This is a genomic window from Ruegeria sp. BG5, from assembly GCF_056538425.1.
This window is the reverse complement of the sequence record NZ_JBQFTC010000008.1, coordinates 29094-54649: the sequence shown is the minus strand read 5'-3', so window position 1 is coordinate 54649 and position 25556 is coordinate 29094. Positions and strand designations below refer to the sequence as shown.

At 59.2% G+C, this 25556-nt stretch carries 31 protein-coding genes; 21 read left to right on the top strand and 10 right to left on the bottom strand.

Annotated elements, in window-relative coordinates; translation table 11 throughout:
- Positions 1-27 precede the first annotated feature (27 nt).
- Complete coding sequence (locus tag ACR0KX_RS18915) at positions 28-456, bottom strand: Lrp/AsnC family transcriptional regulator (protein ID WP_170455808.1); 429 nt, start codon at positions 454-456, stop codon at positions 28-30.
- A gap of 51 nt (positions 457-507) precedes the next feature.
- Positions 508-1728: an MFS transporter gene (locus ACR0KX_RS18910; RefSeq protein ID WP_170455806.1), complete on the bottom strand. Its 1221-nt coding sequence runs from the start codon at positions 1726-1728 to the stop codon at positions 508-510.
- 180 nt (positions 1729-1908) lie between these two features.
- Here ACR0KX_RS18910 and ACR0KX_RS18905 point away from each other — a divergent pair, with 180 nt between their 5' ends.
- The 7 genes from ACR0KX_RS18905 to ACR0KX_RS18875 all read left to right on the top strand — a co-directional run bounded on the left by ACR0KX_RS18905 (position 1909) and on the right by ACR0KX_RS18875 (position 6687).
- Positions 1909-2523: a ribonuclease D gene (locus ACR0KX_RS18905; RefSeq protein ID WP_170624756.1), complete on the top strand. Its 615-nt coding sequence runs from the start codon at positions 1909-1911 to the stop codon at positions 2521-2523.
- Entirely contained in the window at positions 2520-3482 is a 963-nt protein-coding gene (locus ACR0KX_RS18900) for a KpsF/GutQ family sugar-phosphate isomerase (protein WP_170455802.1), read from the top strand. Before ACR0KX_RS18905 ends, ACR0KX_RS18900 begins: the two co-directional genes overlap by 4 nt.
- A gap of 13 nt (positions 3483-3495) precedes the next feature.
- Complete coding sequence (locus tag ACR0KX_RS18895) at positions 3496-4095, top strand: LptA/OstA family protein (protein ID WP_170624755.1); 600 nt, start codon at positions 3496-3498, stop codon at positions 4093-4095.
- Positions 4096-4098: 3 nt separating this feature from the next.
- On the top strand, positions 4099-4590 hold the full coding sequence (locus ACR0KX_RS18890; RefSeq protein WP_170455798.1) for an LptA/OstA family protein: 492 nt from the start codon (positions 4099-4101) through the stop codon (positions 4588-4590).
- Entirely contained in the window at positions 4590-5348 is a 759-nt protein-coding gene (gene lptB / locus ACR0KX_RS18885; RefSeq protein ID WP_170455796.1) for an LPS export ABC transporter ATP-binding protein, read from the top strand. The genes ACR0KX_RS18890 and lptB overlap by 1 nt, the downstream gene beginning before the upstream one ends.
- Positions 5349-5600: 252 nt before the next feature.
- Positions 5601-6164, top strand: a complete 564-nt coding sequence (gene hpf, locus ACR0KX_RS18880) for a ribosome hibernation-promoting factor, HPF/YfiA family (protein WP_170455794.1) — start codon at positions 5601-5603, stop codon at positions 6162-6164.
- Positions 6165-6222: 58 nt separating this feature from the next.
- Positions 6223-6687 (top strand): PTS sugar transporter subunit IIA, encoded by a 465-nt coding sequence (locus ACR0KX_RS18875; protein ID WP_170455792.1) that lies wholly within the window; start codon positions 6223-6225, stop codon positions 6685-6687.
- Between the two features lie 65 nt (positions 6688-6752).
- On the opposite strand, the gene dalA is transcribed toward ACR0KX_RS18875, so the two are convergent.
- Entirely contained in the window at positions 6753-7268 is a 516-nt protein-coding gene (dalA, locus tag ACR0KX_RS18870; protein WP_170455790.1) for a divisome-associated lipoprotein DalA, read from the bottom strand.
- A 169-nt stretch (positions 7269-7437) separates the two neighbouring features.
- On the opposite strand from dalA, the gene ACR0KX_RS18865 reads away from it, so the two are divergent.
- Together ACR0KX_RS18865 and ACR0KX_RS18860 are read left to right on the top strand one after the other, a co-directional pair.
- Positions 7438-8037, top strand: a complete 600-nt coding sequence (locus tag ACR0KX_RS18865; protein ID WP_170455788.1) for a L,D-transpeptidase — start codon at positions 7438-7440, stop codon at positions 8035-8037.
- A gap of 138 nt (positions 8038-8175) precedes the next feature.
- The gene (locus tag ACR0KX_RS18860; RefSeq protein ID WP_170455786.1) at positions 8176-8358 is read left to right on the top strand and encodes a hypothetical protein; all 183 of its coding nucleotides are present in this window, start codon (positions 8176-8178) and stop codon (positions 8356-8358) included.
- A 74-nt stretch (positions 8359-8432) separates the two neighbouring features.
- On the opposite strand, the gene hemH is transcribed toward ACR0KX_RS18860, so the two are convergent.
- A complete protein-coding gene (gene hemH, locus ACR0KX_RS18855) occupies positions 8433-9482 on the bottom strand; it encodes a ferrochelatase (protein WP_170624754.1) in 1050 nt (349 codons plus the stop codon).
- A 56-nt stretch (positions 9483-9538) separates the two neighbouring features.
- Positions 9539-10369, bottom strand: coding sequence for a class I SAM-dependent methyltransferase (locus tag ACR0KX_RS18850; protein WP_480627192.1), 831 nt, complete (start codon positions 10367-10369; stop codon positions 9539-9541).
- Positions 10370-10409: 40 nt separating this feature from the next.
- On the opposite strand from ACR0KX_RS18850, the gene ACR0KX_RS18845 reads away from it, so the two are divergent.
- From ACR0KX_RS18845 to ACR0KX_RS18830, 4 genes are read left to right on the top strand one after another with little or no spacing between them, the layout of a single operon-like run.
- Complete coding sequence (locus tag ACR0KX_RS18845; protein ID WP_480708690.1) at positions 10410-11108, top strand: double zinc ribbon domain-containing protein; 699 nt, start codon at positions 10410-10412, stop codon at positions 11106-11108.
- A gap of 38 nt (positions 11109-11146) precedes the next feature.
- On the top strand, positions 11147-11404 hold the full coding sequence (gene grxC / locus ACR0KX_RS18840) for a glutaredoxin 3 (RefSeq protein WP_170524318.1): 258 nt from the start codon (positions 11147-11149) through the stop codon (positions 11402-11404).
- Positions 11404-12234, top strand: coding sequence for a carbon-nitrogen hydrolase family protein (locus tag ACR0KX_RS18835; protein ID WP_170624752.1), 831 nt, complete (start codon positions 11404-11406; stop codon positions 12232-12234). Before grxC ends, ACR0KX_RS18835 begins: the two co-directional genes overlap by 1 nt.
- Positions 12235-12247: 13 nt before the next feature.
- On the top strand, positions 12248-12688 hold the full coding sequence (locus ACR0KX_RS18830; RefSeq protein ID WP_037313149.1) for a MarR family winged helix-turn-helix transcriptional regulator: 441 nt from the start codon (positions 12248-12250) through the stop codon (positions 12686-12688).
- A gap of 111 nt (positions 12689-12799) precedes the next feature.
- Here ACR0KX_RS18830 and ubiG read toward each other — a convergent pair whose 3' ends face one another.
- Positions 12800-13546 (bottom strand): bifunctional 2-polyprenyl-6-hydroxyphenol methylase/3-demethylubiquinol 3-O-methyltransferase UbiG, encoded by a 747-nt coding sequence (gene ubiG, locus ACR0KX_RS18825; protein ID WP_170624751.1) that lies wholly within the window; start codon positions 13544-13546, stop codon positions 12800-12802.
- A gap of 48 nt (positions 13547-13594) precedes the next feature.
- Between ubiG and pip the strand changes: the two genes are divergently transcribed.
- The 8 genes from pip to infB all read left to right on the top strand — a co-directional run bounded on the left by pip (position 13595) and on the right by infB (position 22078).
- Entirely contained in the window at positions 13595-14572 is a 978-nt protein-coding gene (pip, locus tag ACR0KX_RS18820; RefSeq protein ID WP_170624750.1) for a prolyl aminopeptidase, read from the top strand.
- Positions 14569-15390, top strand: coding sequence for an ABC transporter substrate-binding protein (locus ACR0KX_RS18815; protein WP_170624749.1), 822 nt, complete (start codon positions 14569-14571; stop codon positions 15388-15390). The genes pip and ACR0KX_RS18815 overlap by 4 nt, the downstream gene beginning before the upstream one ends.
- A 94-nt stretch (positions 15391-15484) precedes the next feature.
- Positions 15485-16399, top strand: a complete 915-nt coding sequence (locus ACR0KX_RS18810; RefSeq protein ID WP_170455766.1) for a hypothetical protein — start codon at positions 15485-15487, stop codon at positions 16397-16399.
- 9 nt (positions 16400-16408) lie between these two features.
- Positions 16409-16579 carry a hypothetical protein gene (locus ACR0KX_RS18805; protein WP_170624748.1) on the top strand — a complete coding sequence of 57 codons (171 nt, stop codon included), beginning with the start codon at positions 16409-16411 and terminating at the stop codon, positions 16577-16579.
- Positions 16580-16744: 165 nt separating this feature from the next.
- Positions 16745-17335, top strand: a complete 591-nt coding sequence (gene rimP, locus ACR0KX_RS18800; RefSeq protein WP_170455762.1) for a ribosome maturation factor RimP — start codon at positions 16745-16747, stop codon at positions 17333-17335.
- A complete protein-coding gene (gene nusA, locus ACR0KX_RS18795) occupies positions 17335-18948 on the top strand; it encodes a transcription termination factor NusA (protein ID WP_170455760.1) in 1614 nt (537 codons plus the stop codon). The genes rimP and nusA overlap by 1 nt, the downstream gene beginning before the upstream one ends.
- Before the next feature lie 23 nt (positions 18949-18971).
- Positions 18972-19595, top strand: a complete 624-nt coding sequence (locus ACR0KX_RS18790; protein WP_170455757.1) for an RNA-binding protein — start codon at positions 18972-18974, stop codon at positions 19593-19595.
- Between the two features lie 8 nt (positions 19596-19603).
- Positions 19604-22078, top strand: coding sequence for a translation initiation factor IF-2 (gene infB / locus ACR0KX_RS18785; protein WP_170455755.1), 2475 nt, complete (start codon positions 19604-19606; stop codon positions 22076-22078).
- Positions 22079-22148: 70 nt separating this feature from the next.
- On the opposite strand, the gene ACR0KX_RS18780 is transcribed toward infB, so the two are convergent.
- The 4 genes from ACR0KX_RS18780 to ACR0KX_RS18765 form a co-directional block, all read right to left on the bottom strand.
- The gene (locus ACR0KX_RS18780; RefSeq protein WP_480708689.1) at positions 22149-22607 is read right to left on the bottom strand and encodes a GNAT family N-acetyltransferase; all 459 of its coding nucleotides are present in this window, start codon (positions 22605-22607) and stop codon (positions 22149-22151) included.
- A gap of 199 nt (positions 22608-22806) precedes the next feature.
- Positions 22807-23583, bottom strand: a complete 777-nt coding sequence (locus tag ACR0KX_RS18775; protein ID WP_170624746.1) for a polysaccharide lyase family protein — start codon at positions 23581-23583, stop codon at positions 22807-22809.
- Between the two features lie 216 nt (positions 23584-23799).
- Positions 23800-24627 carry an alpha/beta hydrolase gene (locus ACR0KX_RS18770; protein ID WP_170624745.1) on the bottom strand — a complete coding sequence of 276 codons (828 nt, stop codon included), beginning with the start codon at positions 24625-24627 and terminating at the stop codon, positions 23800-23802.
- A 3-nt stretch (positions 24628-24630) separates the two neighbouring features.
- A complete protein-coding gene (locus tag ACR0KX_RS18765; protein WP_480708688.1) occupies positions 24631-25509 on the bottom strand; it encodes a tryptophan 2,3-dioxygenase in 879 nt (292 codons plus the stop codon).
- Between the last annotated feature and the right edge of the window lie 47 nt (positions 25510-25556).

Genomic DNA, 25556 nt, shown 5'->3' with positions numbered 1-25556 from the left:
ATTGGTTTACAGCGCGTTATCGCCTGTTCATTTTCGGTCGATCCGCCGACCGAACACGACGCTGGTATTGGTGCGCAGCACGCCGGGGATTTTGGCCAGATCATCGACCAGAATATCCAGATCCTCGATCCTTGGGGCCTCGGCGGAAAGCAGCAGGTCGAACTCGCCATTGATCGACAGGCAGCGTTTGACCTCGGGGTAGGTTTCCAGCCGTTTGATGATGCGGGTGGTTTCCTTCTGCTGCACTTCGAGCAGCACAACAACCTGCACACGAGGCGCATCCTCGGGCGCGTTCAGAATGACCGAATAGCCTGCGATCACGCCGCGGTCTTCCATGCGTTTGATCCGCTCGTGCACAGTTGTGCGCGCCACGCCCAGTTTGGCGGCGATATTTGTGGTCGATTCACGCGCGTTATGTTGCAGGGCGGCGATGATATGGCGATCAAGCTGATCCATAGGGTCTCCGGCAGGCGGTCGCTCAGGTTTAAAGCAAATCGATGGCGACGCTCAAGGTTTATGCGTCGCTGGCGCGGTGCCGGACCGGGGCCAGATCATCAGTGCAGTCGTCAGGCCCAGCACGGCAGCGCAAGTCATGCCCGTCAATGCGGTGGTCGCGCCGTACCGGGTCATCAACCAGCCCGCCATTGGGTACAGTACCAGCCAGCACGCGTGCGACAGGGTGAATTGTGCGGCAAAGAGGGCGGGTCGATCCTCGGGGCCGGCAGACCGGGTCAATAAGCGGCCCGAGGGGGTCAGGGTCATCGAATATCCAAAGCCCGCGATGGCCCAAAGCGTGGTCAGGGCAGGCAAAGACAAAAGGTCTGACATCGAAACAAAGGCTGCCGCTGCCATGGTCGATGTTGCGATGGTCGAGCCGCTTAGCATGACGCGGCGATCCGGAAACCGGTCCAACAGCGGGGGCAAGGCAAACGCGGCCAGCATGGACCCGCCGCCAAAGCCAGCCAGCGCAATGGCCACTGCGCTTTCGGACAGTCCCAGATCGGACCGCACCAGCACCACGGTGTTCACAATAACCATCGAACTGAGCGCGGCGGCGCACCAGCTGAGCGCCAGTAGGCCGCGCAAGCGTGTCGTGGACAGGTACAGACGAATGCCCCGCGTGGTTCGGTCGTAGATGCCGGTGCGCCCGGACGGTTTGGGCGAAGGCAATATGACTGACACCACCAGAAGGGCCGAGGCGACAAACCCAAGGCCGGTGCCCAGAAACAGGGTGTCAAAGCTGACGAACAGCAGCAGAAGGGCCGCCAGCATCGGGCTGAGCAGGCTTTCCAGATCGTAAGCCAGCCGCGACAGCGACAAAGCGCGGGTATAGTCCCGCTCATCCGTCAGAACATCCGGGATCGTGGCCTGAAACGTGGGTGTGAACCCGGCAGAGGCCGATTGCAGGACGAAAATCAGAACATAGACCTGCCAGATCTCGGAGACGAAGGGCAGGCAGAGGGCAACGGCGGCGCGGACCAGGTCCAGAACCACCAGCATCTTGCGTCGGTCGATCTGTTCGGCAATGGCGGCGGCCAGCGGGGCCACGACAACATAGGCCACCATCTTGATGGTCAGGGCAGTACCCAAAACCAGCCCGGCGGCGTCTCCGGCCAGATCATAAGCCAGCAACCCCAAGGCAATCGTTGCCAGCCCGGTTCCCGTCAGCGCAACAACTTGCGCCGCCAGAAGGTGGCGATAGGTGCGGTTTTGCAGGATACTGAACATGGATCAGAGACGGTTCGTGGTGACCTTGGAACACAGCCACTTTGTTTGGTTTGCCATAAGGGCAGACTATCCAGCAATTCAGGCGGATAACAAGACGTGCAGACCCAGGAAAACGGACGGCGTTGAGTTTGTGGGCCAAACCGCCTATCTCGGGGTCGAGACCGCACAAAGGACATTTCCGTGGCGAACCACCTGTATAAGAACGACCTGCCGGACGGGCTGGATCTGGGGCCTATTGTGGCCATTGATTGTGAAACCATGGGGCTGAACCCGCATCGGGATCGCCTATGCGTGATTCAGATGTCCGGCGGGGATGGAAACAGCCATATCGTTCAGGTCGAAAAAGGCCAGACCGAGGCCCCGAACCTGTGCGCCATGTTGGAAAATCCGGATGTGCTGAAGCTGTTTCATTTCGGGCGTTTCGACATTGCCGCGATGTATCATGCGCTCGGCGCTTTGGCCGCGCCGGTCTATTGCACCAAGATCGCCAGCCGCCTTGTGCGCACTTATACCGACCGGCATGGGCTGAAAAACCTGTGTCAGGAGTTGATCGGCGTCGATATCTCGAAGCAACAGCAGATGAGCGACTGGGGGGCGGAAACGCTGACCGACGCTCAGCTGGAATATGCTGCATCCGATGTTCTGTATCTGCACCAGTTGCGCGAGGCGCTGGATGGGCGACTTGCCCGCGAAGGCCGCACCGAGATGGCGCAGGCCTGTTTTGATTTTCTGCCGATGCGTGCGAAGCTTGACCTCGCTGGCTGGCCCGAAACGGATATTTTTGCACACTCATGACTGACACTGAATCTTTTCTGAAAACCGCCCGTCAGGTTGTCACCGATGAAGCCCGCGCGCTGGACGTGCTGGCCGACAGTTTTGATGAACATTTCGCTGAAGCCGTACAGATGATCCTGCAGGCCACGGGCCGTCTGATCGTCAGCGGGATCGGGAAATCCGGCCATATCGGGCACAAGATCGCGGCAACTCTGGCCAGCACTGGCACGCCCGCCCATTTCGTCCATCCCGCCGAGGCGAGCCATGGCGATCTGGGCATGGTCTCGAAGGGGGATGTGGTTCTGGCGATCTCGAATTCGGGTGAGGCGCCTGAGCTGGCGAACTTGCTTGTTTACACACGTCGGTTCGGCATCCCTCTGATCGGTCTGTCCAGCAAGCCCCAAAGCACGCTGATGAAACAGGCCGATGTGCATCTTCTGATCCCCTCGCTGGGCGAGGCTTGCGGGTTTGGCATGGTACCCTCGATCTCGACCACGCTGACACTGGCGATGGGCGATGCGCTGGCGATTGCGCTGATGAAATATCGCGATTTCAAACCCGAGAACTTCCGTGATTTCCATCCGGGCGGCAAACTGGGTGCGCAACTCAGCAAGGTGCGCGACCTTATGCACACGGATATGCCGGTGGTCTCAGTCGGGACACCGATGGGCGAGGCATTGCTGGTCATGAGCCAGAAAAGCTTTGGTGTCGTTGGTGTCACGGATGACGCGGGCCGCTTGCTGGGCATCGTCACGGATGGTGACTTGCGTCGTAACATGGACGGCTTGCTGGACAAGACCACCGAAGAGGTCATGACCGCAGACCCGATGACCATCGCGCCGGGCTCTCTGGCGGAAGAAGCCGTGGCGATCATGAATGACCGCAAGATCACCTCGCTTTTTGTGGCAGATCCGGACGCAGGTGGTCAGGCGCAAGGCCTGTTGCACATCCACGACTGTCTGCGCGTCGGGCTTGGGTAAGGGAGAGGCTGAGGTGGACCGCTATTCCCGCATGGTGCAGTTCCTGAAGGTTCTGTTGCCGCTTGCGGCCATTATCATGCTGTCTACCGTCTTCCTTTTGTCCCGCAGTATCGAAACCACGGTCTCAGGCCCGTTCAGCCAGCAGGATATCGATGCGCGCCTTGCCGATCAGGTGGTGACCCAACCGGACTATCGCGGCACCACAACCAAGGGCGAGGACGTGCGGATCATCGCCACGAAAGCGAAGCAGGGGACCGAAGGCGCGGTTCCAACTGCGACGGAATTCAGCGGTCGCTATGTATTGTTAAGCGGGCGGGTCATCACGTTGGACTCCAATTCAGGCCTGATCCGACCGGACAAGGGCACGGCCACCTTCGTCGGCGATGTGCTGATCACCACCGCTGACGGGATCGAGGTCACGACCGATCTGCTCAATACTTCACTTGATGAAATCCGGGGCGACAGCCCCGGGCAGGTCAACGGAACCGGCCCCATCGGCGATTTTTCGGCGGGTGGTATGACTTTCGGTACTGAAAAAACGGACGGCCCGGTCCATATTCTTTTTACAGATGGCGTGAAGCTGGTGTATGAGCCTCAAAAAGCAGAAAGATAACCTGTGTTCGATTTTCGTTTTGTCCTTTTGTGTTTTGCTCTGGTAACAGGTGCCGTTTCTGCAACCGCGCAAGAAGCGCAGGTGGCCTTTGGCGCGACGCGCGCGGACCCGTCCCTGCCGGTCGAGGTAACCTCGGAAACGCTGAACGTGAATCAAGAGGATGGCTCGGCCGAGTTCATTGGCAACGTGATCGTCATTCAGGGCGAAATGCGGCTAACGGCTGAACGGGTTCTGGTCATCTACAATGATGAACGCTCGGCGATTGAGCGGATGGAGGCGACCGAGAATGTGGTTCTGGTCAGCCCGCCCGACGCAGCCGAAGGGGATTGGGCCGAATACACGATCGACAGCGGTGTGATCGTGATGCGTGGCAATGTGCTGCTGACCCAAGGGCCCAGCGTGATCAGCGGCGATCAGATGAACGCGAACCTGACCACAGGTACAGCGACCATGACGGGTCGGGTCAAGACGATCCTGCAGCAGGGGAACAACTGATGGTGCGTCCCCAATTGTCCGTGGCAGAGGGCAGCTTGGGCCTGCGGATCGAAAAGCTGCGGAAATCCTACCGGAAAAAGACGGTCATTCGCGACGTTTCGATGACGCTGGACCGGTCCGAGGTTGTGGCGTTGCTGGGTCCGAACGGGTCGGGCAAGACGACGACGTTTTATTCCGTGGCCGGTCTGGTCTTTCCCGAAGCCGGAAAGGTGACGATTGACGGGCAGAATGTGACCACCCTGCCGATGTATCGCCGTGCCCGGATGGGGATCGGCTATCTGCCGCAGGAAATGTCGATCTTCCGCGGCATGAGCGTCGAGGACAACATCGCCTCGGTCCTGGACATTACAGTCAAACATGCCCACCGCCGCAAAGAGCGGCTGGAAGAGCTGTTGTCGGATTTCTCGATCGAACACCTGCGCCGCGCACCCGCGCTGGCCCTGTCGGGCGGTGAACGCCGCCGGGTCGAGATTGCGCGCTGTCTGGCGGCGGATCCGAAATATCTGCTGCTGGATGAACCCTTTGCGGGCGTTGACCCGATCAGCGTGGGGGATATTCGGCATCTGGTCGCGGATCTGAAAAAGCGCGGAATCGGGGTTCTGATCACTGATCACAACGTCCGCGAAACGCTGGAGATTGTGGATCGCGCCTATATCCTGCACGACGGTCAGGTTCTGATGTCCGGCACGCCCGACGAGGTTGTCGAAAACGAAAACGTCCGTCGGGTTTATCTGGGCGAAAACTTCAAAATTTCATAGGGTTGCGGGATTTTGCGCCGGTTGCATGGCGGAAATCGCGTATATACACATCTGTTTTGATTGACTCTTCCCTCGGCTCTTGTCTCAATTGGGGCATGGCATTTATTCGGTTCCAGGCTGGATCTCGATGTCCCTTCAGTGAAGGGCCGGGTCAGCGGCAACCGATCAGAATGTCGATATCCCCCACCCGATAAAAACAAGCATGTTGCGCGACGCAACGTCAGAATGGGTGTGAATTGTGAAGGAGATCACATGCGTTACCAAATCAGCGGAAAACAGATCGACATCGGCGCGGCCCTGCAGACCCATGTGCAGACCGAGCTGGGCGAGGTCGTTGGCAAATATGCCCAGCGCCCGACAGACGCCAACGTCGTCTTTTCCCGTTCAGCGCATGAATATGTATGCGAAACCACTGTGCATCTTTCGACGGGCCTGACCGCCCAAGCCAGGGCCCACGCCACTGAAATCTACGCAGCGTTCGAGGCATGCTGCGACAAGATGGAAACCCAACTGCGCCGCTACAAGCGCCGCCTGAAGGACCATCACAAGGATCGTGCCGAACCTGTTGAACTCTTCGGGGCGTCCTCTTATATCCTCGCCTCTGACGAATCGGGGACGGCAGATGAACCCGAATCGCTGCAGCCCATGATTGTGGCTGAGATGGAAACAAAGATCCCATCGCTCAGCGTCGGTGAAGCCGTCATGCAAATGGAACTTGCTGGTGCTCCGGTGCTGGTGTTCAGGAACGAAAACAAGGATGGATTGAATGTCGTTTATCGTCGGGATGACGGTAATATCGGCTGGATCGATCCTTAACAGGCAAGATTAGAAAGGCGGGCCTTGGCGCAGGTCAGGGCCGCCGTGGAGCATGATCATGGAGCTTTCGAGCATTCTGAAGCCCGAAGCAGTACGTGTACTTTCCGCCGCCTCAAGCAAGAAGCGGCTGTTTCAGGAAATCGGCGACGTCGCGGCCGCGACGCTGGACCTTGAGGCTCAGTCGATTGTCGATTGTCTTCTGGAACGCGAAAGCCTTGGCCCAACTGGCGTGGGCCATGGTGTTGCTTTGCCACATGCGCGCCTGCCCGACATCGCCGAGGTTTCGGGGGTGTTTGTCATGCTGGAAAAGCCGATTGATTTCGGCTCGGTGGACCGTCAGCCGGTCGATATTGCCTTTTCCCTGTTTGCCCCGGAAGAAGCCGGTGTCGAACACCTGAAAGCGCTGGCGCTTGTGTCCCGGACGCTGCGCGACAGCTCGGTCTGTGCCAAGCTGCGGGCCAATCCGGATCCGGTCAAGCTCTATGCCATTTTGACCGAAGCGCAGTCGATGCAAGCTGCGTAAGGTGTTGTAATCACAAAAAAGCCCCCGAAGTTCGGGGGCTTTTTTTGTTTGAAGATCCCGGCAAATTAGCCGCCGGTTCCCATTTCCAGCGTCCACCAGATCTTACCGCCGCTTTCCTGATGCCAGTTAAAGCCCATCTGCGTCGCTTTAGGGTCCATGATGACCGATCTTGGGCCGGATTCCTGCATCCAGGCTGCCAGGGTTTCGGTCTCGGTCTCGTAGGTCTCGGAAATCGCTTCGCCCAGGAATGTGCCGAAATACCCGACCCGTGCGGCCCGATCGATGGGCGAGGATCCGTCAGAGCCGAAATGCCACGGGCGGTTCTGCCGGGCCATATCCTTGGAATGGGTGGCAGCGGCAGCGTTCAATTGTGCGTTCAGTTGCACGGGCTGCAAGCCTTGCGCCTGCCGCAGGGCATTGACTGAATCCAGCATCCGGAATTGCAGCTTTTCCGGGTTGCCACGGATTTTGTAGACCGTGGGCAAGGGGCGGCCATCCGCACCAAAGCTGGTGGGCTGGGTGCTTGTACATGCCGCCAGCGCGACTAGGCACATCAACAGTAAAGAAACGATACGCGTCATGATCGACCTGATTATTGTGTCGATAACGGGCATAACCTGCCAGACGGTGCGGGGCAAACGCACAATAGTCTCACCCCGCGTGATTTTGCCGGTTTGATTTGCGACTGAAGCATTCTGGCAATAGAATACACCGGATTTCAGAACCCGCCCACGCAAAGGACCGTTTGTCATGGTCAAAAAACGTATTCCCTCGTCGACCCGCCGAGGATTTCTTGTCGGTGCGACCGCCACGCTGGCCAGCCCGGCGCTGGCGCAATACATTCCGGGCGACCCGCTGCGCCCCGCGCCCGAACCCGAAGCCCCTGTCCGCCGAAATGTTTCAGGCTTTCGGGCGCAGGACTGGCAGCCTTATTTCTCGAACACGCGGAATGGCGCCATTCTGGTCGATACGGTTTCACGAGCGCTGCATTATTGGTCAGATGATCAATCTGTATACAAACTCTACCCGTCATCGGTGCCTCTGACCGAAGAAATGACGCGCCGTGGACGGACCAGCGTCATTCGCAAGGTCGAAGGCCCAAGCTGGGCGCCGACCCCATCGATGAAAAAGCGCAACCCCGAATGGCCGGATTACATTCCACCCGGACCGGATAACCCATTGGGAACACACGCTTTGTACCTTGGGTGGAAGTATTACCGCATCCACGGCACCCATGACACGCGCAAAATCGGTCGCAAATCGTCCAATGGCTGCATCGGATTGTTCAACGAAGACATCGCCGAGCTGTTTTCAATGGCGAAGGTCGGCACGCAAGTGTTGCTAATTTGACGACATTTTCGCGCACGAAGCCGCTTAACGCTCAAGTTGCAATTGCATTCCAACCGCATTGCTGATTAGAAAAAACCACGAGGTAAGTCTTAGGTGTGCGGTTCCTGGACAGGAATCGCGCAAATTCTGGAGGTTAATATGAAAAAACTCGTTCTCGCCGCTGCACTGACCGCTGCTGCTTCGACCGCATATGCTGGCAACCTGGAAGAGCCGGTTGTTGAAGCACCTGTTGTTGTTGAAGAAACTCAGGGTTCTTCGCAGGGCATCCTGCTGCCGCTGATCCTGCTGGTCGTTGTTGCCGCAGCTGTCGCAGCCGGCTAAGCCGACGAGCGTTATCCAGAGAAAAGGCGGTGGATTTTCCACCGCCTTTTTTCATGTCTGATTGTCAGCTCAGGTTAGTCTAGCCACCCGCTCAGATTATCCTCGATGATCTTGCCCAGCGCGGCGATATGCGAATCATCGTCGTTGAGGCAGGGGATGTAGGTGAACTGTTCACCGCCTGCGTCCTCGAAACTCTCTTTGATCTCTTCGTTGATCTCTTCCAGCGTCTCGATGCAATCGGCCGAGAAGGCGGGCGCGATGACAGCGATGTTCTTTTTGCCCTGCCGCGCCAGATCGGCGACGTGATCCACGGTGTAGGGCTTCAGCCATTCTTCGGGGCCAAAGCGCGACTGGAAGGTCGACACGATCTGGTCGTCTGACCAGCCAAGCCGCTCTTTCAGCAGTCGGGACGTTTTCACACACTGGCAATGGTAGGGATCCCCCTGCTGCAAATACCGCTCGGGCATACCGTGGTACGAGCAGACCAGAATATTGGGTTTGGTCTCCATGGCGGCATAGGCGCGTTCAACGGACTGGGCCAGGGCCTCGATATAGGTCGGTTCGTCGTAATAGGCGGGCACCGTGCGGCTGGCCGGTTGCCAGGGTTCCTCCATCAGGGCGCGGAAGAACTGGTCATTCGCCGTGGCGGTCGTGGCCCCGGCATAGTGCGGATAAAGCGGGAAAAACAGGATACGGTCGCAACCTTCGGCAACCATCTGCCGGACTTTGGATTTGGTCGATGGGTTGCCATATCGCATACAGAAATCGACCAGAACCTGATCGCCAAAGCGGGCCTGCATGGTGTCGCGCAGCTTGGCGGTTTGGTCCTTGGTGATCGTCATCAGCGGGCTTTCGCCTTTGTCGTGATTCCAGATCGACTTATAGGCCTCGCCCGAACTGAAAGGACGTTTGGTCAGGATGATGGCCTGAAGAATCGGCTGCCATTTCCACGCCGGATAGTCGATCACACGCTGGTCCGACAGAAACTCGTTCAGATAGCGCCGCATCGGCCAATAGGTGTAATGATCCGGCGTGCCCAGATTGGCCAGCAGGATGCCCACGCGGCCCATCTTTACCTTTGGGTGATCGGCAGGTGCGTGCGCGGGTCGGGTTGCGTCAAACATTTGGGTCTTCCTGAGTTTACCGGTTCTGGCCTGAGATAAAGGGAAATGCCGGGTCGTCAATCGGGCAGTTTGCCCTCGTCAGTGCTCAAGGCGTCTGCAAGGCGCATCTTGGCGGACCCCGGGCGCAGGGGTTGGGGTTGGCTGGCATCCGGCGACCAGCCGGTCAGGCAGATCAGATCGAAAGTTGCGGGCAGGCGACCCTCGGGCGTGGCAAAGTGATCGGCATAGATCTGTTGCGCGCGGACAAAGACCTGCCGACGCGTGGGGGATTTCAGCCGGTCGGTCAGAACATTGGTCTCGCCCATGGCGCGCAGGTCTTGCATCAAATGGGTCAGATCGCGATATTCCGCCGTCAGCGGAACCGCATCCGCCACAGGCAAAGCAAGCCCGGCCCGTTGCAGTAAAGCGCCCAGATCCCGCAGTTCTGCCATCGGGGCGATGCGGGGGCTGAGGCCGCCGGTCACCTCAATCTCTGCCTGTCCGAGGGCGGCGCGCAGCTGGTGCAGCGTTTCGCCGCCCAGACAGACGGCCAATAGCAGTCCATCGGGGCGCAGGGCACGGTGGCATTGGATCAACTGCCCCACCGGATCATTGGCCCAGTGCAACGCCATGGCGTGGATGACCAGATCATGCGCGCCGGGGGTCAGGGTAAGCGTTTCCTCGTCTGCCACGATGCGCGCGTCGGGCAGTAAGCCCTGCCAGATCCTAGAGAAAGGGGTCACAATTGCAGGGGCCGTAAAGCTTCTGTTAACCATGCTCAGCCGATGCTGCACTTCGTCCACAGCGGCGTGGTGCAGGAACAAGGCGTCCTCCTGCATCCGCGCGCGGCGGCGCATCAGAGTCTGGCGGTCAAACAGCGAGGGCGCATTGGAAGCTGGCAATTTCATACCCCGCACGTATCGCATTTGGCCGCGAGTTCAAACCGCGTTGCACCTGATCTATCCACCCAGATGCCTTAGCTGCGGGGATCTGACCGAGTCGGACTTTGGCCTGTGCGGCACCTGCTGGCGCGACACGCCCTTTATCGGCGGAACCGTTTGCAACAGTTGCGGCATGCCGGTGCCGGGGGATGGGGACGGGCACCGGATCGAGTGTGATGACTGCCTGAAAACCCCGCGCCCCTGGCAGGATGGGCGGGCAGCATTGCTGTATAAAGGGCGGGCGCGGTCATTGGTGCTGGCGCTGAAGCATGGGGATCGGTCCGAACTGGCCCGGCCTGCTGCGCGCTGGATGGCGCAGGCGGGGCGGGATCTGTTCAAACCGGACATGCTGATCGCGCCGGTTCCCTTGCATTGGTCTCGACTGATCAAGCGGCGGTATAACCAGTCCGCCTTGCTGGCGCAGCATCTGGCGCGCGACACGGGGCTTGAGGCCTGCCCGGACCTGATGCTGCGAACTGCGCGCACGCCGGTGTTGGACGGCAAAACCGCCGCCCAAAGGGCCGAGACGCTGGACGACGTGATCGCCCCTCATCCAAAGCGGCAGATGAAGGGCCGCGACATCCTTCTGGTCGATGATGTGATGACATCGGGGGCGACCTTGGCGGCCTGTACGCGTGCCTGTCGCAATGCAGGGGCAAATCATATTTTCGTGTTGGTTCTGGCACGCGTTGCCAAGGATGCCTAATTCGCTCAAGATCGTGCGAAACCCGAAGGGACGGAATTATGAAACCAGTTGAGATTTACACCTCGCCGCTATGCGGCTTCTGCCACGCGGCCAAACGCCTGCTGAAACAGAAAGGTGTCGAGTTCAAGGAAATCGACGTGCTGTTGCACCCCAAGCGCAAGCCCGAAATGATCAAGCGCGCGGGCGGCAAGCGCACCGTGCCGCAAATCTTCATCGGCACCGACCATGTGGGCGGCTGTGACGACCTGTACGAGCTAGACCGTCAGGGCAAGCTGGACCGTCTGCTGGCGGCCTGATGAAAACCGCGCTGCTGCAAATCACCTCGTCGGACGACCCGGCTGCGAACCTGGAGATGGTTCGCGCCATGATGGCCGAGGCCGCAGCACAGGACGCGCAGTTCATCCTGACCCCCGAGGTCACGAATTGCGTGTCCAACAGCACCACCCGGCAGCGCGAGGTGTTGCAGCATGAAGAAGACGACATCACTCTGGCCGGTCTGCGGGCGCAGGCCGCCGCGCTGGGCGTCTGGTTGCTGATTGGGTCGTTAGGGATCAAGACCCACGACCCGGATGGTCGCTTTGCCAACCGCAGTTTCATGATCGACCCTCAGGGGCAGATCGTGGCGCGATATGACAAGATCCACATGTTCGACGTTCAGGTCACGGAAACCGAGACCTTTCGCGAATCGAAAAACTATCGCCCCGGAAAACAGGCGGTCATTGCCGAGACCGATTTCGGCAAGGTTGGCCTGACCATCTGCTATGACATCCGCTTTCCTTACCTGCACGCCGCGTTGGCGCAGGCCGGGGCGCATATCCTGACCGTCCCGGCGGCGTTTTCACCCGTCACCGGCGCAGCGCATTGGGAATCGCTGCTGCGCGCGCGGGCAATCGAAACCGGCTGTTGGGTCCTTGCCCCCGCCCAGACCGGCGCGCATCCAAAAACCCGAGGCAAAACCCGCTACACCCATGGCCATAGCATGGTTGTCGCCCCGTGGGGAGAGGTGCTGATCGACGCAGGCACCGATCCGGGCATTCACTTTTTCGATTTGGATGATAGTTCTGTGACAGAGGCGCGCCGCCGCGTGCCCTCATTGACTCACGTGCGGCCCTTCGTGGGGCCCTGACCCAGATCGGACCATGACGGACGAACATAATGCCCTTGCGGTCACGCTGTTCAGTGAAATTCTGACGGCAGACCAACTGTTGCGCAACCGGCTGAGCCGGGTGCTGCCCAAGGGCATGGAAATCTCGCATTTCTCGGTGCTGAACCATCTGGTCTTTGTCGGAGACGAGCGCAGCCCGGCGCAACTGGCCAACACGTTCCATGTGACCCGAGGGGCGATGACCAACACTTTGGCCAAGCTGGAATGGGCCGGATACATCCACATCCGCCCCGACTGGGACGACGCCCGCCGCAAGATGGTCGCCATCAGCCCCGCCGGTCGCAGGGCACGCGATCAGGCGATTTCCTCGATTGCACCGTTGATCAACCGCGTGGTCGGAGAACTGGGGTTGGAACGGGTCCGCAGCACGCTGCCGGTGCTACGGGATTTGCGGTTGCAGTTGGAGGGGGAGTAGGCCTCTCTGGTTTCAGGTCAGCCTTCGCATTTTTCACACTGAGTAAGCGTAGGATGGGTGCTTGCACCCATCGCGTGTCTTGTCGTCGGAATGATGGGTGTAAACACCCACCTACCCCGGCTTCACACTCGCCGTCACATAATTCACGCTCAGATCCCGGTCTGAGATCGACCAGCTCCACAGGAGCGGATTGAAGACGAAGCCTTTGCGGTCCACCGGCTCCAACCCGGCCTGGCGCAGTAGGTCGAACAGCTCGTCGGGGGTGATGAACTTGTTCCATTCATGGGTGCCGCGTGGGAGCCAGCGCATGACGACCTCGGCCCCGAAAATGGCCATCGCATAGGATTTCGGGTTGCGGTTGATGGTCGAGCAGATCAGCAATCCGCCCGGTTTCAGCAAGTGCTGCGATGCGGTCAGAAAACCCAACGGGTCGGCGACGTGTTCCACCACCTCCATGTTCAGCACCACGTCGAACTGTTCACCCGCCGCTGCCATATCCTCGGCGGTGGTGTGGCGGTAGTCGATGTCCAGCCCCGATTGCTCGGCATGGATGCGGGCGACGGGCAGGTTGCCCTCGGCGGCGTCAGCCCCCACGACTTCGGCCCCAAGGCGGGCCATAGGTTCGCTCAGCAGCCCGCCGCCGCAACCGATATCCAGCAGGCGCAGGCCCTGAAACGGGTGCGGGGACTTCAATTCTCTGTCAAATTCCCCGGCGATTTGTTGGGTGATATAATCCAGCCGGCAGGGGTTCAGCATATGCAACGGCTTGAATTTTCCGTTCGGATCCCACCATTCCGCCGCCATCGCCTCGAATTTTGCGATCTCGGATGGGTCTACCGTGTTCGGATGCGCTTGCATTCCTGTCTCCGTGTGCTCTTTTACGCTTAAGGACTATATAGGGCCGTAATGGATAAGTACCCGGACCAAAAGCGCGCAGTGCAATATCTTTACCCGCCGATCGACCCGTTCGATCAGCGGTTGGTCAGCGTGGGCGACGGGCATCAGATTTATATGGAGCAAAGCGGCAATCCAAACGGGCTGCCGGTGGTGGTGCTGCATGGCGGGCCGGGCGGTGGTTGTAGCCCGGCGATGCGGCGCTATTTCGATCCGCGTGTGTACCGGGTGATTCTGTTCGATCAGCGGGGTTGCGGGAAATCTCGGCCCCATGCCTCGGTCGAGAACAACACGACCTGGCATCTGGTGGCGGATATCGAGCGGCTGCGGTCATTGCTGGATATCGATGAATGGACGGTGTTTGGCGGCAGCTGGGGGGCCACGCTGGCCTTGGTCTATGCGCAGACGCATCCGGACCGGGTCAGTCGGCTGGTGCTGCGCGGGGTGTTTCTGGCCACGCAGGCCGAGCTGGATTGGTTCTATGGCGGCGGTGCGGGCAAGTTCTGGCCCGAGCCATGGGCCAAGTTCACCTCTCTGCTGGCCGAAGATGAGCTGTCGGACGCGATCCGGGCCTATAACAAACGCCTGTTCTCGGGCGACCGCGCGACCGAGATTCTGTATGCGCGGGCGTGGTCGGCGTGGGAGAACGCGCTGGCATCCATTCATTCCAACGGATCAACCGGGGAAAGCCCCGGTGAATATGCGCGCGCGTTTGCGCGGCTTGAGAATCACTATTTCATCAACCACGCCTTTCTGGAGAAGGACGGGCAGATTCTGGATCAGATGGACAGGATCGCCCACATTCCGGGCCATATCGTGCAGGGCCGCTATGACATGATCTGTCCGCCTGAATCGGCCTGGAAGCTGTCGCAACGCTGGCCCAATGCCGAGCTGAAGATGGTGCGCCATGCGGGCCATGCCTTGTCCGAGCCCGGAATCAGCGCCGAGCTGGTGCGCATCATGGATCGCGTGGCGGAGGGTGTAGCATGACCCGGATGGACCGCCGCGCTCTGTTCGCCTCGGGTGCCGCTGCCGCGTTGTTGGCGGCGACGGGGGCGTCGCTGGCGGATACGCCGAAAGCGGGCGGGACATTGCGACTGGCAGTGCCGCGGGATGACAGTCTGGAACAGGTTGCACGCGGTGCCGTGTTCGATACCCTGACCGAGATCGCGCCGGACGGGACCCTGCGCGCCGAACTGGCAACCGGTTGGCAGACGGATGCAAAGGCGCAGGTCTGGACCTTTGATCTGCGTGAGGGCGTAACTTTTCATGACGGAACCGCACTGGATATTGCGGATATAATGCCGGTGCTGGCCGAGTTCGGGCAAACCGAAGCTTTGACGCCAACCGTTGTGCGTCTGGAACTTGCCGCCCCTAATGCCGGATTGCCGTTCTTGCTGGCCGACAACCGGTTCGTGATCACCCGCAATGGCGCAGGAGTGACGCCCCTGAAACAGGCCAACGGCACAGGTTGCTACCGGGTTGACCGGGCCGAGGATGACAGGAACTTCCTTGGGCGCAAAGTAGCGGATCACTACAAGTCGGGCTCGGCCGGTTGGGCTGACAAGGTCGAGGTCATCGTGATCCCGGATCCTGCCGTGCGCGCCGAAGCTTTGCGCGATGGCTATGTCGATATCGCAGCCATCCCCGCGCGCGATCACCTGCGCGAAAAGCGGGGCCTGCGGTTCTTCCCCAGTGAAACCGACATGTCGCTGGCCGTTGCGGCCCATGTCGGAATGCCGCGCCAGATCGGGCAACGGACGGGAATGGATGACGGGCGAATCGCCGAAAGGTGGTGGATGGCCTAGCCCGGCTACACCTCTTGCATTTTGAATTTGTGCTTAACTGTGCTATAACCTGCACATATTTTATTTTGTTATTTGTTAAGTTGGGAGTTTTCCCATGACCAAAGAGAGTCAGAAAACGATTACCATAATAGCGTTGGCATTGATCCTGGCGGGGGTCGTTGCCTATGCGATTGTGAACGGAAACAACGTCAATGTCCTGATCAGCAAAGACGGGAAGATGGAGTTCACAGCAAATCGCGGTCAGTCCTTGATCGAGCTTTTGCATGAAGGTCTGGATCAGGTTGAACCTGCCGAGGGCGATACCGACGAAGAATTGAACCGAAAAGCATCGGAAAAGATGAAGCTGGCGGGCGCGCTCAGAACGCGGGGGTACTATAATATCCATGACCGGTCCCTTGGTGACGCAATCCGCGACCTGAACAAGGAAGACCCTTTATCAGAAGAGCTTCGCAGCGTGCTGTATAACCTCGAAGGTCCGTTTGCCTTGCCGGGAACGCTGCGCGGGGCTGATTCCCGGATGTGGCTGGCGATCTCGGATTTGTATGACGGGCTGACGGCTGAACCCAGCAATGACAGCCAGTTGTTTGCGACGCTCTATACCAACTTTATCCAGCAAGAGACGATTTTCAGCCCGTTCAAACATGTGGTGGCGGCCACGGCCGAGATGCGCGGCGAGGATGAGACCGGCGTTCCCCAGGTCTATTCCTGCCCGGACAGTTTCCTGACGCCGGGCACAATTGTTCTGGTCCGACCGCTGGGCAATACATCCAACATCATGGAACAATTCACCGTCAGAAAAGACCCGCTCCGCCATCCCTGCACGGCAACGTCGCCGTTCGAGGTTCTGTCCGGCTCGAAATTGAAGCTTGGCTTCAACAAGGCGGCCTTTGATCAGCTGTTTCCGCCGCCCCTGGCGCAGCCCGAACAGTTTCTGGGCGGGGGCAATCTGTCGGTGGTGATCTATCCCCGCAATACACAGCCGACACGGTTTGTCGGGGTAACGCAGTAGGAGATGGGAATGAACAGTTTCTTGCGTGTTCTTGCGGTTTTCGCCGCCGCTCAGGCGATGGCCGTGACCAATGCGGTCGGCCAGACAACTCAGTGCATCTTTGATGGCGTTGTGCATGAAGAAGGGGATCGCGTTGGACCTTATACCTGTACCAACGGCAACTGGATTCTTTCAGACTAAGCATGGGCGGTGGATAAGAGGGTGCACCGGGGTTGCATTCTCTTATCTTGGCAGCTATATCGCACTCAACAGCGGCGTGTCGGGCTAGGGTCCGGGGCTCCACCGGAAAAGATCGACGGGCCGCGCGCCCGTTTTTTTGTGCCCGATTGAAGGGTAGAGAACCTGATGACAAACGACCTGATAGCCAAAGCTGCCATTGACCGGCGACTGGCCGAGATCATCACCCCCGTGATCGAGGATCTGGGGTACGAACTCGTCCGTATCCGCCTGATGAGCGGCAAGACCACCACGATGCAGATCATGGCCGACAAGCCTGAGGGCGGCATCGAAGTGGACGATTGCGCCGAGATTTCCAACGCCGTCAGCGCCACGCTGGATGTCGAGGATCCGATTTTGGACGCCTATACGCTTGAGGTGTCCAGCCCCGGCATCGACCGCCCTCTGACCCGTCTCAAGGATTTCGAGACGTTCGAGGGGTACGAGGCCAAGATCGAAACCGCCGAACTGATCGACGGCCGCCGCCGGTTCAAGGGCGAATTGGCCGGGATCGAAGGGGATGAAGTTCTGATCAACATCCCCGAGGGCGATGAGACCATCACCATCGGTCTGCAATTCGACTGGCTGAGCGATGCCAAGCTGGTCCTGACCGATGACCTGATCAAGGAAATGCTGCGCCAGCGCAAGGACGCCGGTGCCCTGAACGAAAACGCTTTCGACGAGATTGAGACCGAAGGGTCCGAAGAGGAGACGAACTGATGGCAATCACCTCAGCCAACCAGCTGGAGCTGCTGCAGACCGCCGAGGCCGTGGCCCGCGAAAAGATGATCGACCCTGGTCTGGTTGTCGAAGCGATGGAGGAATCGCTCGCCCGTGCCGCCAAGAGCCGCTACGGCGCGGAAATGGACATCCGCGTATCCATCGACCGCAAGACCGGCAAGGCGACCTTCACCCGCGTCCGCACCGTGGTCGAGGATGAAGAGCTTGAGAACTATCAGGCCGAGATGACCGTCGAACAGGCGCGCCAGTATATGGAAGCGCCCGAAGTTGGTGACGTTTTCGTCGAAGAGGTTCCGCCGGTTGAAATGGGCCGTATCGCTGCCCAGTCCGCTAAGCAGGTGATTCTGCAGAAGGTCCGCGAAGCGGAACGTGACCGTCAGTACGAAGAATTCAAGGATCGTGCAGGCACCATCATCAACGGTGCGGTCAAACGCGAAGAATTCGGCAATGTCATCGTCGATCTGGGCGGTGCCGAGGCCGTTCTGCGCCGCAATGACAAGATCGGCCGCGAAAGCTATCGCCCGAATGACCGCGTGCGCGCCTATATCAAAGAGGTCCGCCGCGAGGTTCGTGGCCACCAGATCTTCCTGTCGCGCACCGCGCCGGAATTCATGGCCGAGCTGTTCAAGATGGAAGTGCCGGAAATCTATGACGGTATCATCGAGGTGAAGGCCGTGGCCCGCGACCCCGGTTCGCGCGCGAAGATTGCCGTGATTTCCTATGATGGCTCCATCGACCCCGTTGGTGCCTGCGTTGGTATGCGCGGCAGCCGCGTGCAGGCCGTTGTGAACGAGCTGCAGGGCGAAAAGATCGACATCATCCCGTGGAACGAAGATCAGCCGACCTTCCTGGTGAACGCGCTGCAGCCTGCCGAGGTCTCCAAGGTGGTTCTGGATGAAGAAGCCGGCAAGATCGAAGTTGTTGTCCCCGAGGAACAGTTGTCCCTCGCCATCGGTCGCCGCGGTCAGAACGTGCGTTTGGCCAGCCAGCTGACCAATCTGGACATCGACATCATGACCGAGGCCGAGGAATCGGCGCGTCGCCAGAAAGAGTTCGAAGCCCGCACCCAGCTGTTCATGGAAAGCCTGGATCTGGACGAATTCTTCGCGCAACTGCTGGTCTCGGAAGGGTTCACCAACCTTGAAGAGGTTGCCTATGTCGAGATCGACGAGCTGCTGGTGATCGACGGTGTCGATGAAGGCACCGCGCAGGAACTGCAGGCCCGCGCGCGTGACTTCCTTGAGGCGCAGGCCAAGGCCGCTCTGGACGCCGCGCGTGCGCTGGGCGCCGAGGACAGCCTTATTGAATTCGAAGGCCTGACACCCCAGATGGTAGAGGCGCTGGCCAAGGATGATGTGAAGACGCTGGAAGACTTTGCAACCTGCGCCGACTGGGAACTGGCCGGTGGCTGGACCACAGTCGATGGTGAGCGCATCAAGGATGATGGCGTGCTGGAGCCTTTCGGTGTGACACTGGAAGAGGCTCAGGATCTGGTCATGACAGCGCGCATCATGCTGGGCTGGGTTGATCCGGCTGAACTGGAACAGGCCGAAGAAGATGGCGACGTTGCAGAGGAGGAGGCCGAGGCCTGATCTCAGGGCCTCGGGTGGCTGACATGGGTCGCGGTGGCGTCCATAAGGATCGGTCCGAAGGGCCTGAGCGCAAGTGCATTGCCACGGGCGAGGTGCAGCCAAAATTCGGGCTGATCCGCTTTGTCACTGGCCCGGACGGTCAGGTCTATCCGGATGTCGCGGCGAAACTGCCGGGGCGCGGGGTCTATGTGGCGGCGGATCGTGCCGCTTTGGACAAGGCCGTTGGCAAGAAACTGTTTTCCCGCGGGTTCAAGGCGCAGGTCACTGTGCCCGCCGACCTGACCGCCGAGGTGGAAAAGCAGGTTGCGCGCCGGGTGATCGAGCTGTTGAGTCTGGCCCGCAAATCCGGTGATGCGGTTGCGGGCTATGAAAAGGTCAAGACGTGGCTGGACCGGGAAGAGGCCCAGGTGCTGATTCAGGCCTCTGATGGATCGGGGCGCGGCAAGTCGAAACTCAGCACGCCGCACTTTGGAAAATACATCGGTTGGCTGACTGCGGATGAATTAGGGCAGGCATTTGGGCGCCAAACCGTGATTCATGCGGCCTTGGCCTCTGGCGGACTCGCCAAACGTGTTGTAGAGGAAGCGCAGCGCCTGCGTGGCTTGCGCGAAACGGATGACGGCGGCAGGGGCCGCACGGAAGGGTAAGAAGCTTTATGAGCGATAATGACGGCAAAAAGACATTGGGTCTTCGTGGCGGGGCACGCCCCGGAAATGTGAAACAGAGTTTCAGCCACGGACGCACCAAGAATGTCGTGGTGGAAACCAAACGCAAACGCGTGGTGGTCCCCAAGCCGGGTGCCAGCAAGCCGAGTGGCGGTGCAACGCCTTCGGGTGATCCGTCGCGTCGTCCGGCAGGAATCTCGGATGCCGAAATGGCGCGCCGGATGAAGGCATTGCAAGCCGCAAAGGCGCGTGAGGTCGAAGAGGCTGCCGCCCGCGAGGCTGCTGAAAAGGCGCGGGAAGAAGAACGCGCCCGCCGCCGTGCCGAGCAAGAGGCCAAGGAGCGCGAACAGCGCGAGGCCGAAGAACGCGCCCGCGCCAAGGCCGAGGAAGAAGACCGCAAGCGCAAAGAGGCCGAAGAGGCCGCCAAACGAGCGGCGGCTGCCCCGGCGCCGGAAGAACCCAAAGCGGCCCGGGCTCCGGCAAGCAAACCGGCCCCCGCAGCGACCCCGCGCAAGCAGGATCGCGAGCGTGAACAGCGCGGTCGCGGCAAGGGCCGTGACGACAACCGCCGTTCGGGCAAGCTGACTCTGGGTCAGGCCACGGGTGGCGAAGGCAACCGCCAGCGTTCGATGGCGGCGATGAAGCGCAAGCAGGAGCGTGCGCGTCAGAAAGCCATGGGTGGCACGGTCGAGCGCGAAAAGGTGATCCGCGACGTGCAGCTGCCCGAGGCGATCATGGTCTCGGAACTGGCCAACCGTATGGCTGAACGTGTGGCTGACGTTGTCAAATCGCTGATGCAGATGGGCATGATGGTCACGCAGAACCAGACCATCGACGCCGACACCGCAGAACTGATCATCGAAGAGTTTGGCCACAAGGTCACCCGCGTCTCGGATTCGGATGTTGAAGACGTCATCAAAGAGGTCGAGGACAGCGACGAAGATCTGAAACCGCGTCCGCCGGTCATCACCATCATGGGTCACGTCGACCACGGCAAAACCTCGCTGCTGGATGCAATCCGCGATGCGCGGGTTGTGGCAGGCGAAGCCGGTGGCATCACCCAACATATCGGCGCTTATCAGGTTAAGACGGATGGCGGCACCACGCTGACCTTCCTGGATACGCCAGGCCACGCGGCCTTTACCTCGATGCGCTCGCGCGGTGCTCAGGTCACGGATATCGTGGTTCTGGTTGTGGCTGCCGACGACGCTGTGATGCCGCAGACCATCGAGGCGATCAACCACGCCAAGGCGGCCGAAGTGCCGATGATCGTGGCGATCAACAAGGTCGACAAGCCGGACGCAAACCCGGACAAGGTGCGCACCGATCTGCTGCAGCACGAAGTGATCGTCGAGAAAATGTCGGGTGAGGTTCAGGACGTCGAAGTCTCTGCCATCACCGGTCAGGGTCTGGACGAATTGCTGGAAGCCATCGCGCTGCAGGCCGAGATTCTGGAACTGAAAGCCAACCCCGACCGCGCCGCCCAGGGTGCCGTGATCGAGGCGCAGCTGGATGTGGGTCGCGGCCCCGTGGCCACGGTTCTGGTTCAGAACGGCACGCTGCGTCAGGGCGATATCTTCGTTGTGGGTGAGCAATACGGTAAGGTCCGTGCGCTGATCAACGACAAGGGCGACCGCGTCAAGGAAGCTGGCCCCTCGGTTCCGGTCGAGGTTCTGGGTCTGAACGGTACACCCGAAGCGGGCGACGTTCTGAACGTGACCGAGACCGAAGCGCAGGCCCGTGAGATTGCCGCCTATCGTGAGCAAGCCGCCAAGGACAAACGCGCCGCCGCCGGTGCCGCGACCACCCTTGAGCAGCTGATGCAGAAGGCCAAGGAAGACGAGAACGTCACCGAGCTGCCGATTCTGATGAAAGCGGACGTGCAGGGTTCTGCCGAGGCCATCGTTCAGGCGATGGAAAAGATCGGCAACGACGAGGTGCGCGTGCGCGTTCTGCACTCGGGCGTTGGTGCGATCACCGAAACGGATGTCGGCCTTGCCGAAGCCTCGGGCGCTCCGATCTTTGGCTTCAACGTGCGTGCCAATGCTTCGGCCCGGAACACCGCAAACCAGAAGGGTGTCGAGATTCGCTATTACTCGGTGATCTATGACCTCGTGGACGACGTGAAAGCCGCCGCATCCGGCCTGCTGAGCGCCGAGATCCGCGAGAAGTTCATCGGTTACGCCGAGATCCGCGAAGTCTTCAAGGTCACAGGCGTCGGCAAGGTTGCGGGCTGTCTGGTCACCGAAGGTGTTGCGCGTCGTTCCGCAGGCGTCCGTCTGCTGCGCGACAACGTGGTGATCCACGAGGGCACGCTGAAGACCCTGAAACGCTTCAAGGACGAAGTGGCCGAGGTTCAGTCGGGTCAGGAATGCGGTATGGCGTTCGAGAACTACGACGATATCCGCGCAGGCGACGTGATCGAAATCTTCGAGCGCGAAGAGGTCACACGGACGCTGGACTGATCCGGTCCTGCATTAAAACGAAAAATAGCGGCCCTTTCGGGCCGCTTTTTTTGTGGAACGCTGAGAACCTTTAGTGTTGATCGTGCGCTAGATTCTTGGTCATGGAGACAGTGTTTGCACTCCGAGACACCTCAACCCATCCCAGATGTTGATACAATCGAACATTCTCGGGCATGTCGACATGGGTGTTCAAACGCATCTCATCAAACCCCTGCCGTCTGGCCTCGACTTCCGCAAGTTCGATCAGTTTCCGTCCCAATCCCTGCCCACCATGGTCGGGATGAACTGCCAGATTTGCCAGCTTGATGAAGCCGTCACCGGCAATAAGAACGATGCCGGCAATGATCTCATCACTTTGCACCGCGACCCAGACCTGACTATCCGCAATGTCCTCGGCGCAGCCCTCGGAAACCTTGGGCAAATCAGAGATCCTCTGGGCGTATTTGGCATAGGCCGCGTCAATGCAGGCTGCCAATCCAATAGCGTCCGTCAATTGTGCAGGCCGGATGGTGGGGGGGTGAAGTTTCAATTCGTTGCGTTGGAGTTGTTTCAGTTGTCTGATGTCATAGCCTGAAAAGCGGGGATTTTGAAGCTGACCGTAGTTGTATCAAAAGATGTTGGAATGGGCTTTCCGCAGAGGATCCGCATTCGCCAATAAGAAACACACGCCAGCTTTGCGAACAAAGCTGCCGATCACACTTTAAATGTCCCAACGCCTTCGAACTGTCTCACTTCTTGGGGCGACCATAGTACAGATTACGTACTTTCATTGTCAGACCATCCTTTGGCCAGGGTCGAAAAGGCGACTTTTTTCCGCTCTGCTTATAGGCAGTCCCGTAACCATTCAGCTTTGGACCCACTTGCCACTGTATCGGAGGACGCAAGTCCATTTTGTCTAAATGGCATTGTTGTTTCGCTTTGGTTCCACAGGCGGGAGGAATTGCATTCTGACCGTTCAGTGCAAAGATGCGTTTCCCTTCACAAAACACTTCCATGAAGCCGTCATTATTTTTTGACCATTTGACACGCATTTTAAATGACACCCATCGTCCGAAGCGGGACGGTGGAAAACACGTTCTGTCTTCGAATTTAGCGCCACCCGAGGAGTCAAGATGCAAGACGTAGATGTGGTTTTTTATCGTGTTAATCCGCTGCCATTCCATCAGCGTAAGTTTGCTTCTGGGAACGTTGCCTTTGCTATATCGAAATCCCGGCTCTATCCAAAAATCTAAACTGTATTCCACCGTTTGGCCGAGTTTTGCATACTTTTTTGCGTTAATTTGCGATCGGATGTTTCCATTTTTGCAATCGCTTTCTCCTCGACCATCGCCGTAGTTCTTTGAGCTAAATTGACCTGGCAAAAGCGTGAAAATAACTTCGTTACCATTCAGTTTTGGGCTGCTTCCTTGAAACGTTGCTTCCTTAAATCCCTTTGGCGTGTCAGCTGACACTGGAACCGTGAAATACAGAGGTAGTAACACCAACATGGTCAGCAATTTTTGCATTTGATACTCCCCTTCAACTCACTAAACCCGATCAATGTAGCGACGAGAACAAATGCAGGCAACGGACTACCGCCTGTCACTCGTTCTTGAAACTACAGAGCGAGCCCTTTGTGTTCGAACCGGAAATACCCAGTTTCACAAGTCATGTGGGGTTCAAAGTGGTTGCTTTGGCCTGTGGCGCAAGAACCAAATCCGTCTGCCGTCCAACACCTGTGACTATCGAGACACGGGCAAAAACGTCCCCGGATGCATGATGATATCGAAATGCTGCATCCCCTTCTTCAAATCAAAGCCAATCGAATGCCCGGCCTTGCGCAGTAACTCGGCGTAATCGCGGCTTTGGCGGATGAACTCGGGCGTATCGCGTTCGGCCACGGTCACGTGGTAGCGCGGGCCGGGGCGGGGCAGGTGGCGGATGGGGGAGAGGTCGTTGACCTCAACCGGGGTCAGTTGCAGCGGGTCGTTCACCGGGGTCAGGCTGATCGGTTCCAGATCGTAGACCCCGCTGATCAGGATCACATCGCGAACCCGTAGCCCGGCGCGGGCCAGATCGTTGGCGGAACCCGCCATGACCATGCTGACCAACTGCGCCCCGGCGCTGTGGCCTGACAGGGTGATCCGCGAGGGGTCAAACCCAAGTGTTTCGGCCTGCGCGGCCAGCCACAGCAGCGCGTCTCGGCATTCTTCGACCATCTCGCCGATCCGGGCATCGGGGGCGAGCGTGTAGTTCAAGGTGGCAAAGGAGTGTTCGGCCTCGATCAGTGCCGGGGCCATCATCGCCGACTCGCGCTGGCTGAGCGCCTGCCAATAGCCGCCGTGAATGAACACATGCAGCGGCGCCCCGGCCCCCTTTGCAGGAAAGAAATCCAGAACCTGCGTGGGGCTGTCGCCATAGGCGAGGTTTTCCCGCACCTCCATCTGCGCCCGATACTGCGCGCTCAGCGCCGCGTAGCTGTCCAGATAGGGCGTCAGGTCGCCGCCGATCATCGACCGGGGGGAATATTCCTGATCCAACTCGGTCTGAGTGAAACCCCGATACAGCATCTCTTACTCCTGATCCTTGTACATCAATTCGGTGCGCACATCGTAGAGATCATGGAAAAAGCGTAAATCCAAGGCCTTGCGCAGGAAAGAGACGCCGCTGGACCCTCCGGTGCCGGGTTGGTTGCCGATGACACGCTCGACCGCTGTGACGTGATCGAAGCGCCAGCGCTGAAACAGGGATTCCACATCCATCAGCTTTTCGGCCAGCGCATAGAGGTCCCAATACCGGTCCGTGTCGCGGAACACCTGCACCCAGATTTTCACCACACGGCTGTCGCCCGAATAGGGCTGCGCAAAGTCGCGGTCCAGCAGGTCTTGCGGCACGTCAAACCCCTGACGGGCCAGCATGAACAGGACCTCATCATAAAGCGACGGTTTGGTCAGGGCGGCATTCAGCACCTCCATGACCTCGGCGTCATGGGCGTGAACCTTCAGGGTCGAGGCATCCTTGTTGCCCAGAATGAACTCGATCTGGCGATAGCCATAGCTTTGAAACCCCGACGAACTGCCAAGCGCCTGCCGAAAGGTCATGTAGTCGGCCGGGGTCATGGTCAGCAGCGTCTCCCACGCGGCGATCAGTTGCCGCTGGATCGCCTTGACGCGGTCGAGGTTCTTCATCGCCGGGCCGAACGCATCCTGTTGCAGAAAGCCGCGCACCTCGACCAGTTGGTGATGCATCAGTTTCAGCCACAACTCGCTGACCTGATGGATGATGATGAACAGCATCTCATCCGGCTGCGCAGGGTCCTGAAAGGTCTTTTGCAGGTTCAGCAGGGTCTTGAGCTGCAGGAAATCACCGTAACTCTTGCGGTGGGTCTGCGCGAAATCGGTGACCAGAGTCTCTTCGATCCCGCGTTCCAGATACCTGTCCTTGTCGCTCATATGCGTCTCCCAACACCTGCGTTTCCCTATGTTTAGGGTCTGAATTG

Bases quoted from the DNA above. Each gene is read 5' to 3' on its own strand.
- ACR0KX_RS18850 (WP_480627192.1), bottom strand. From the start codon at position 10,369: ATGAAATTGCCAGCTTCCAATGCGCCCTCGCTGTTTGACCGCCAGACT.
- ACR0KX_RS18805 (WP_170624748.1), top strand. From the start codon at position 16,409: ATGAACAGTTTCTTGCGTGTTCTTGCGGTTTTCGCCGCCGCTCAGGCG.
- hemH (WP_170624754.1), bottom strand. From the start codon at position 9,482: ATGTTTGACGCAACCCGACCCGCGCACGCACCTGCCGATCACCCAAAG.
- ACR0KX_RS18860 (WP_170455786.1), top strand. From the start codon at position 8,176: ATGAAAAAACTCGTTCTCGCCGCTGCACTGACCGCTGCTGCTTCGACC.
- ACR0KX_RS18770 (WP_170624745.1), bottom strand. From the start codon at position 24,627: ATGCTGTATCGGGGTTTCACTCAGACCGAGTTGGATCAGGAATATTCC.
- pip (WP_170624750.1), top strand. From the start codon at position 13,595: ATGGATAAGTACCCGGACCAAAAGCGCGCAGTGCAATATCTTTACCCG.
- ACR0KX_RS18775 (WP_170624746.1), bottom strand. From the start codon at position 23,583: ATGCAAAAATTGCTGACCATGTTGGTGTTACTACCTCTGTATTTCACG.
- ACR0KX_RS18900 (WP_170455802.1), top strand. From the start codon at position 2,520: ATGACTGACACTGAATCTTTTCTGAAAACCGCCCGTCAGGTTGTCACC.
- nusA (WP_170455760.1), top strand. From the start codon at position 17,335: ATGGCAATCACCTCAGCCAACCAGCTGGAGCTGCTGCAGACCGCCGAG.
- hpf (WP_170455794.1), top strand. From the start codon at position 5,601: ATGCGTTACCAAATCAGCGGAAAACAGATCGACATCGGCGCGGCCCTG.
- rimP (WP_170455762.1), top strand. From the start codon at position 16,745: ATGACAAACGACCTGATAGCCAAAGCTGCCATTGACCGGCGACTGGCC.
- ACR0KX_RS18830 (WP_037313149.1), top strand. From the start codon at position 12,248: ATGACGGACGAACATAATGCCCTTGCGGTCACGCTGTTCAGTGAAATT.
- ACR0KX_RS18790 (WP_170455757.1), top strand. From the start codon at position 18,972: ATGGGTCGCGGTGGCGTCCATAAGGATCGGTCCGAAGGGCCTGAGCGC.
- ACR0KX_RS18765 (WP_480708688.1), bottom strand. From the start codon at position 25,509: ATGAGCGACAAGGACAGGTATCTGGAACGCGGGATCGAAGAGACTCTG.
- infB (WP_170455755.1), top strand. From the start codon at position 19,604: ATGAGCGATAATGACGGCAAAAAGACATTGGGTCTTCGTGGCGGGGCA.
- ubiG (WP_170624751.1), bottom strand. From the start codon at position 13,546: ATGCAAGCGCATCCGAACACGGTAGACCCATCCGAGATCGCAAAATTC.
- ACR0KX_RS18835 (WP_170624752.1), top strand. From the start codon at position 11,404: ATGAAAACCGCGCTGCTGCAAATCACCTCGTCGGACGACCCGGCTGCG.
- ACR0KX_RS18865 (WP_170455788.1), top strand. From the start codon at position 7,438: ATGGTCAAAAAACGTATTCCCTCGTCGACCCGCCGAGGATTTCTTGTC.
- lptB (WP_170455796.1), top strand. From the start codon at position 4,590: ATGGTGCGTCCCCAATTGTCCGTGGCAGAGGGCAGCTTGGGCCTGCGG.
- grxC (WP_170524318.1), top strand. From the start codon at position 11,147: ATGAAACCAGTTGAGATTTACACCTCGCCGCTATGCGGCTTCTGCCAC.
- ACR0KX_RS18910 (WP_170455806.1), bottom strand. From the start codon at position 1,728: ATGTTCAGTATCCTGCAAAACCGCACCTATCGCCACCTTCTGGCGGCG.
- ACR0KX_RS18810 (WP_170455766.1), top strand. From the start codon at position 15,485: ATGACCAAAGAGAGTCAGAAAACGATTACCATAATAGCGTTGGCATTG.
- ACR0KX_RS18875 (WP_170455792.1), top strand. From the start codon at position 6,223: ATGGAGCTTTCGAGCATTCTGAAGCCCGAAGCAGTACGTGTACTTTCC.
- dalA (WP_170455790.1), bottom strand. From the start codon at position 7,268: ATGACGCGTATCGTTTCTTTACTGTTGATGTGCCTAGTCGCGCTGGCG.
- ACR0KX_RS18815 (WP_170624749.1), top strand. From the start codon at position 14,569: ATGACCCGGATGGACCGCCGCGCTCTGTTCGCCTCGGGTGCCGCTGCC.
- ACR0KX_RS18915 (WP_170455808.1), bottom strand. From the start codon at position 456: ATGGATCAGCTTGATCGCCATATCATCGCCGCCCTGCAACATAACGCG.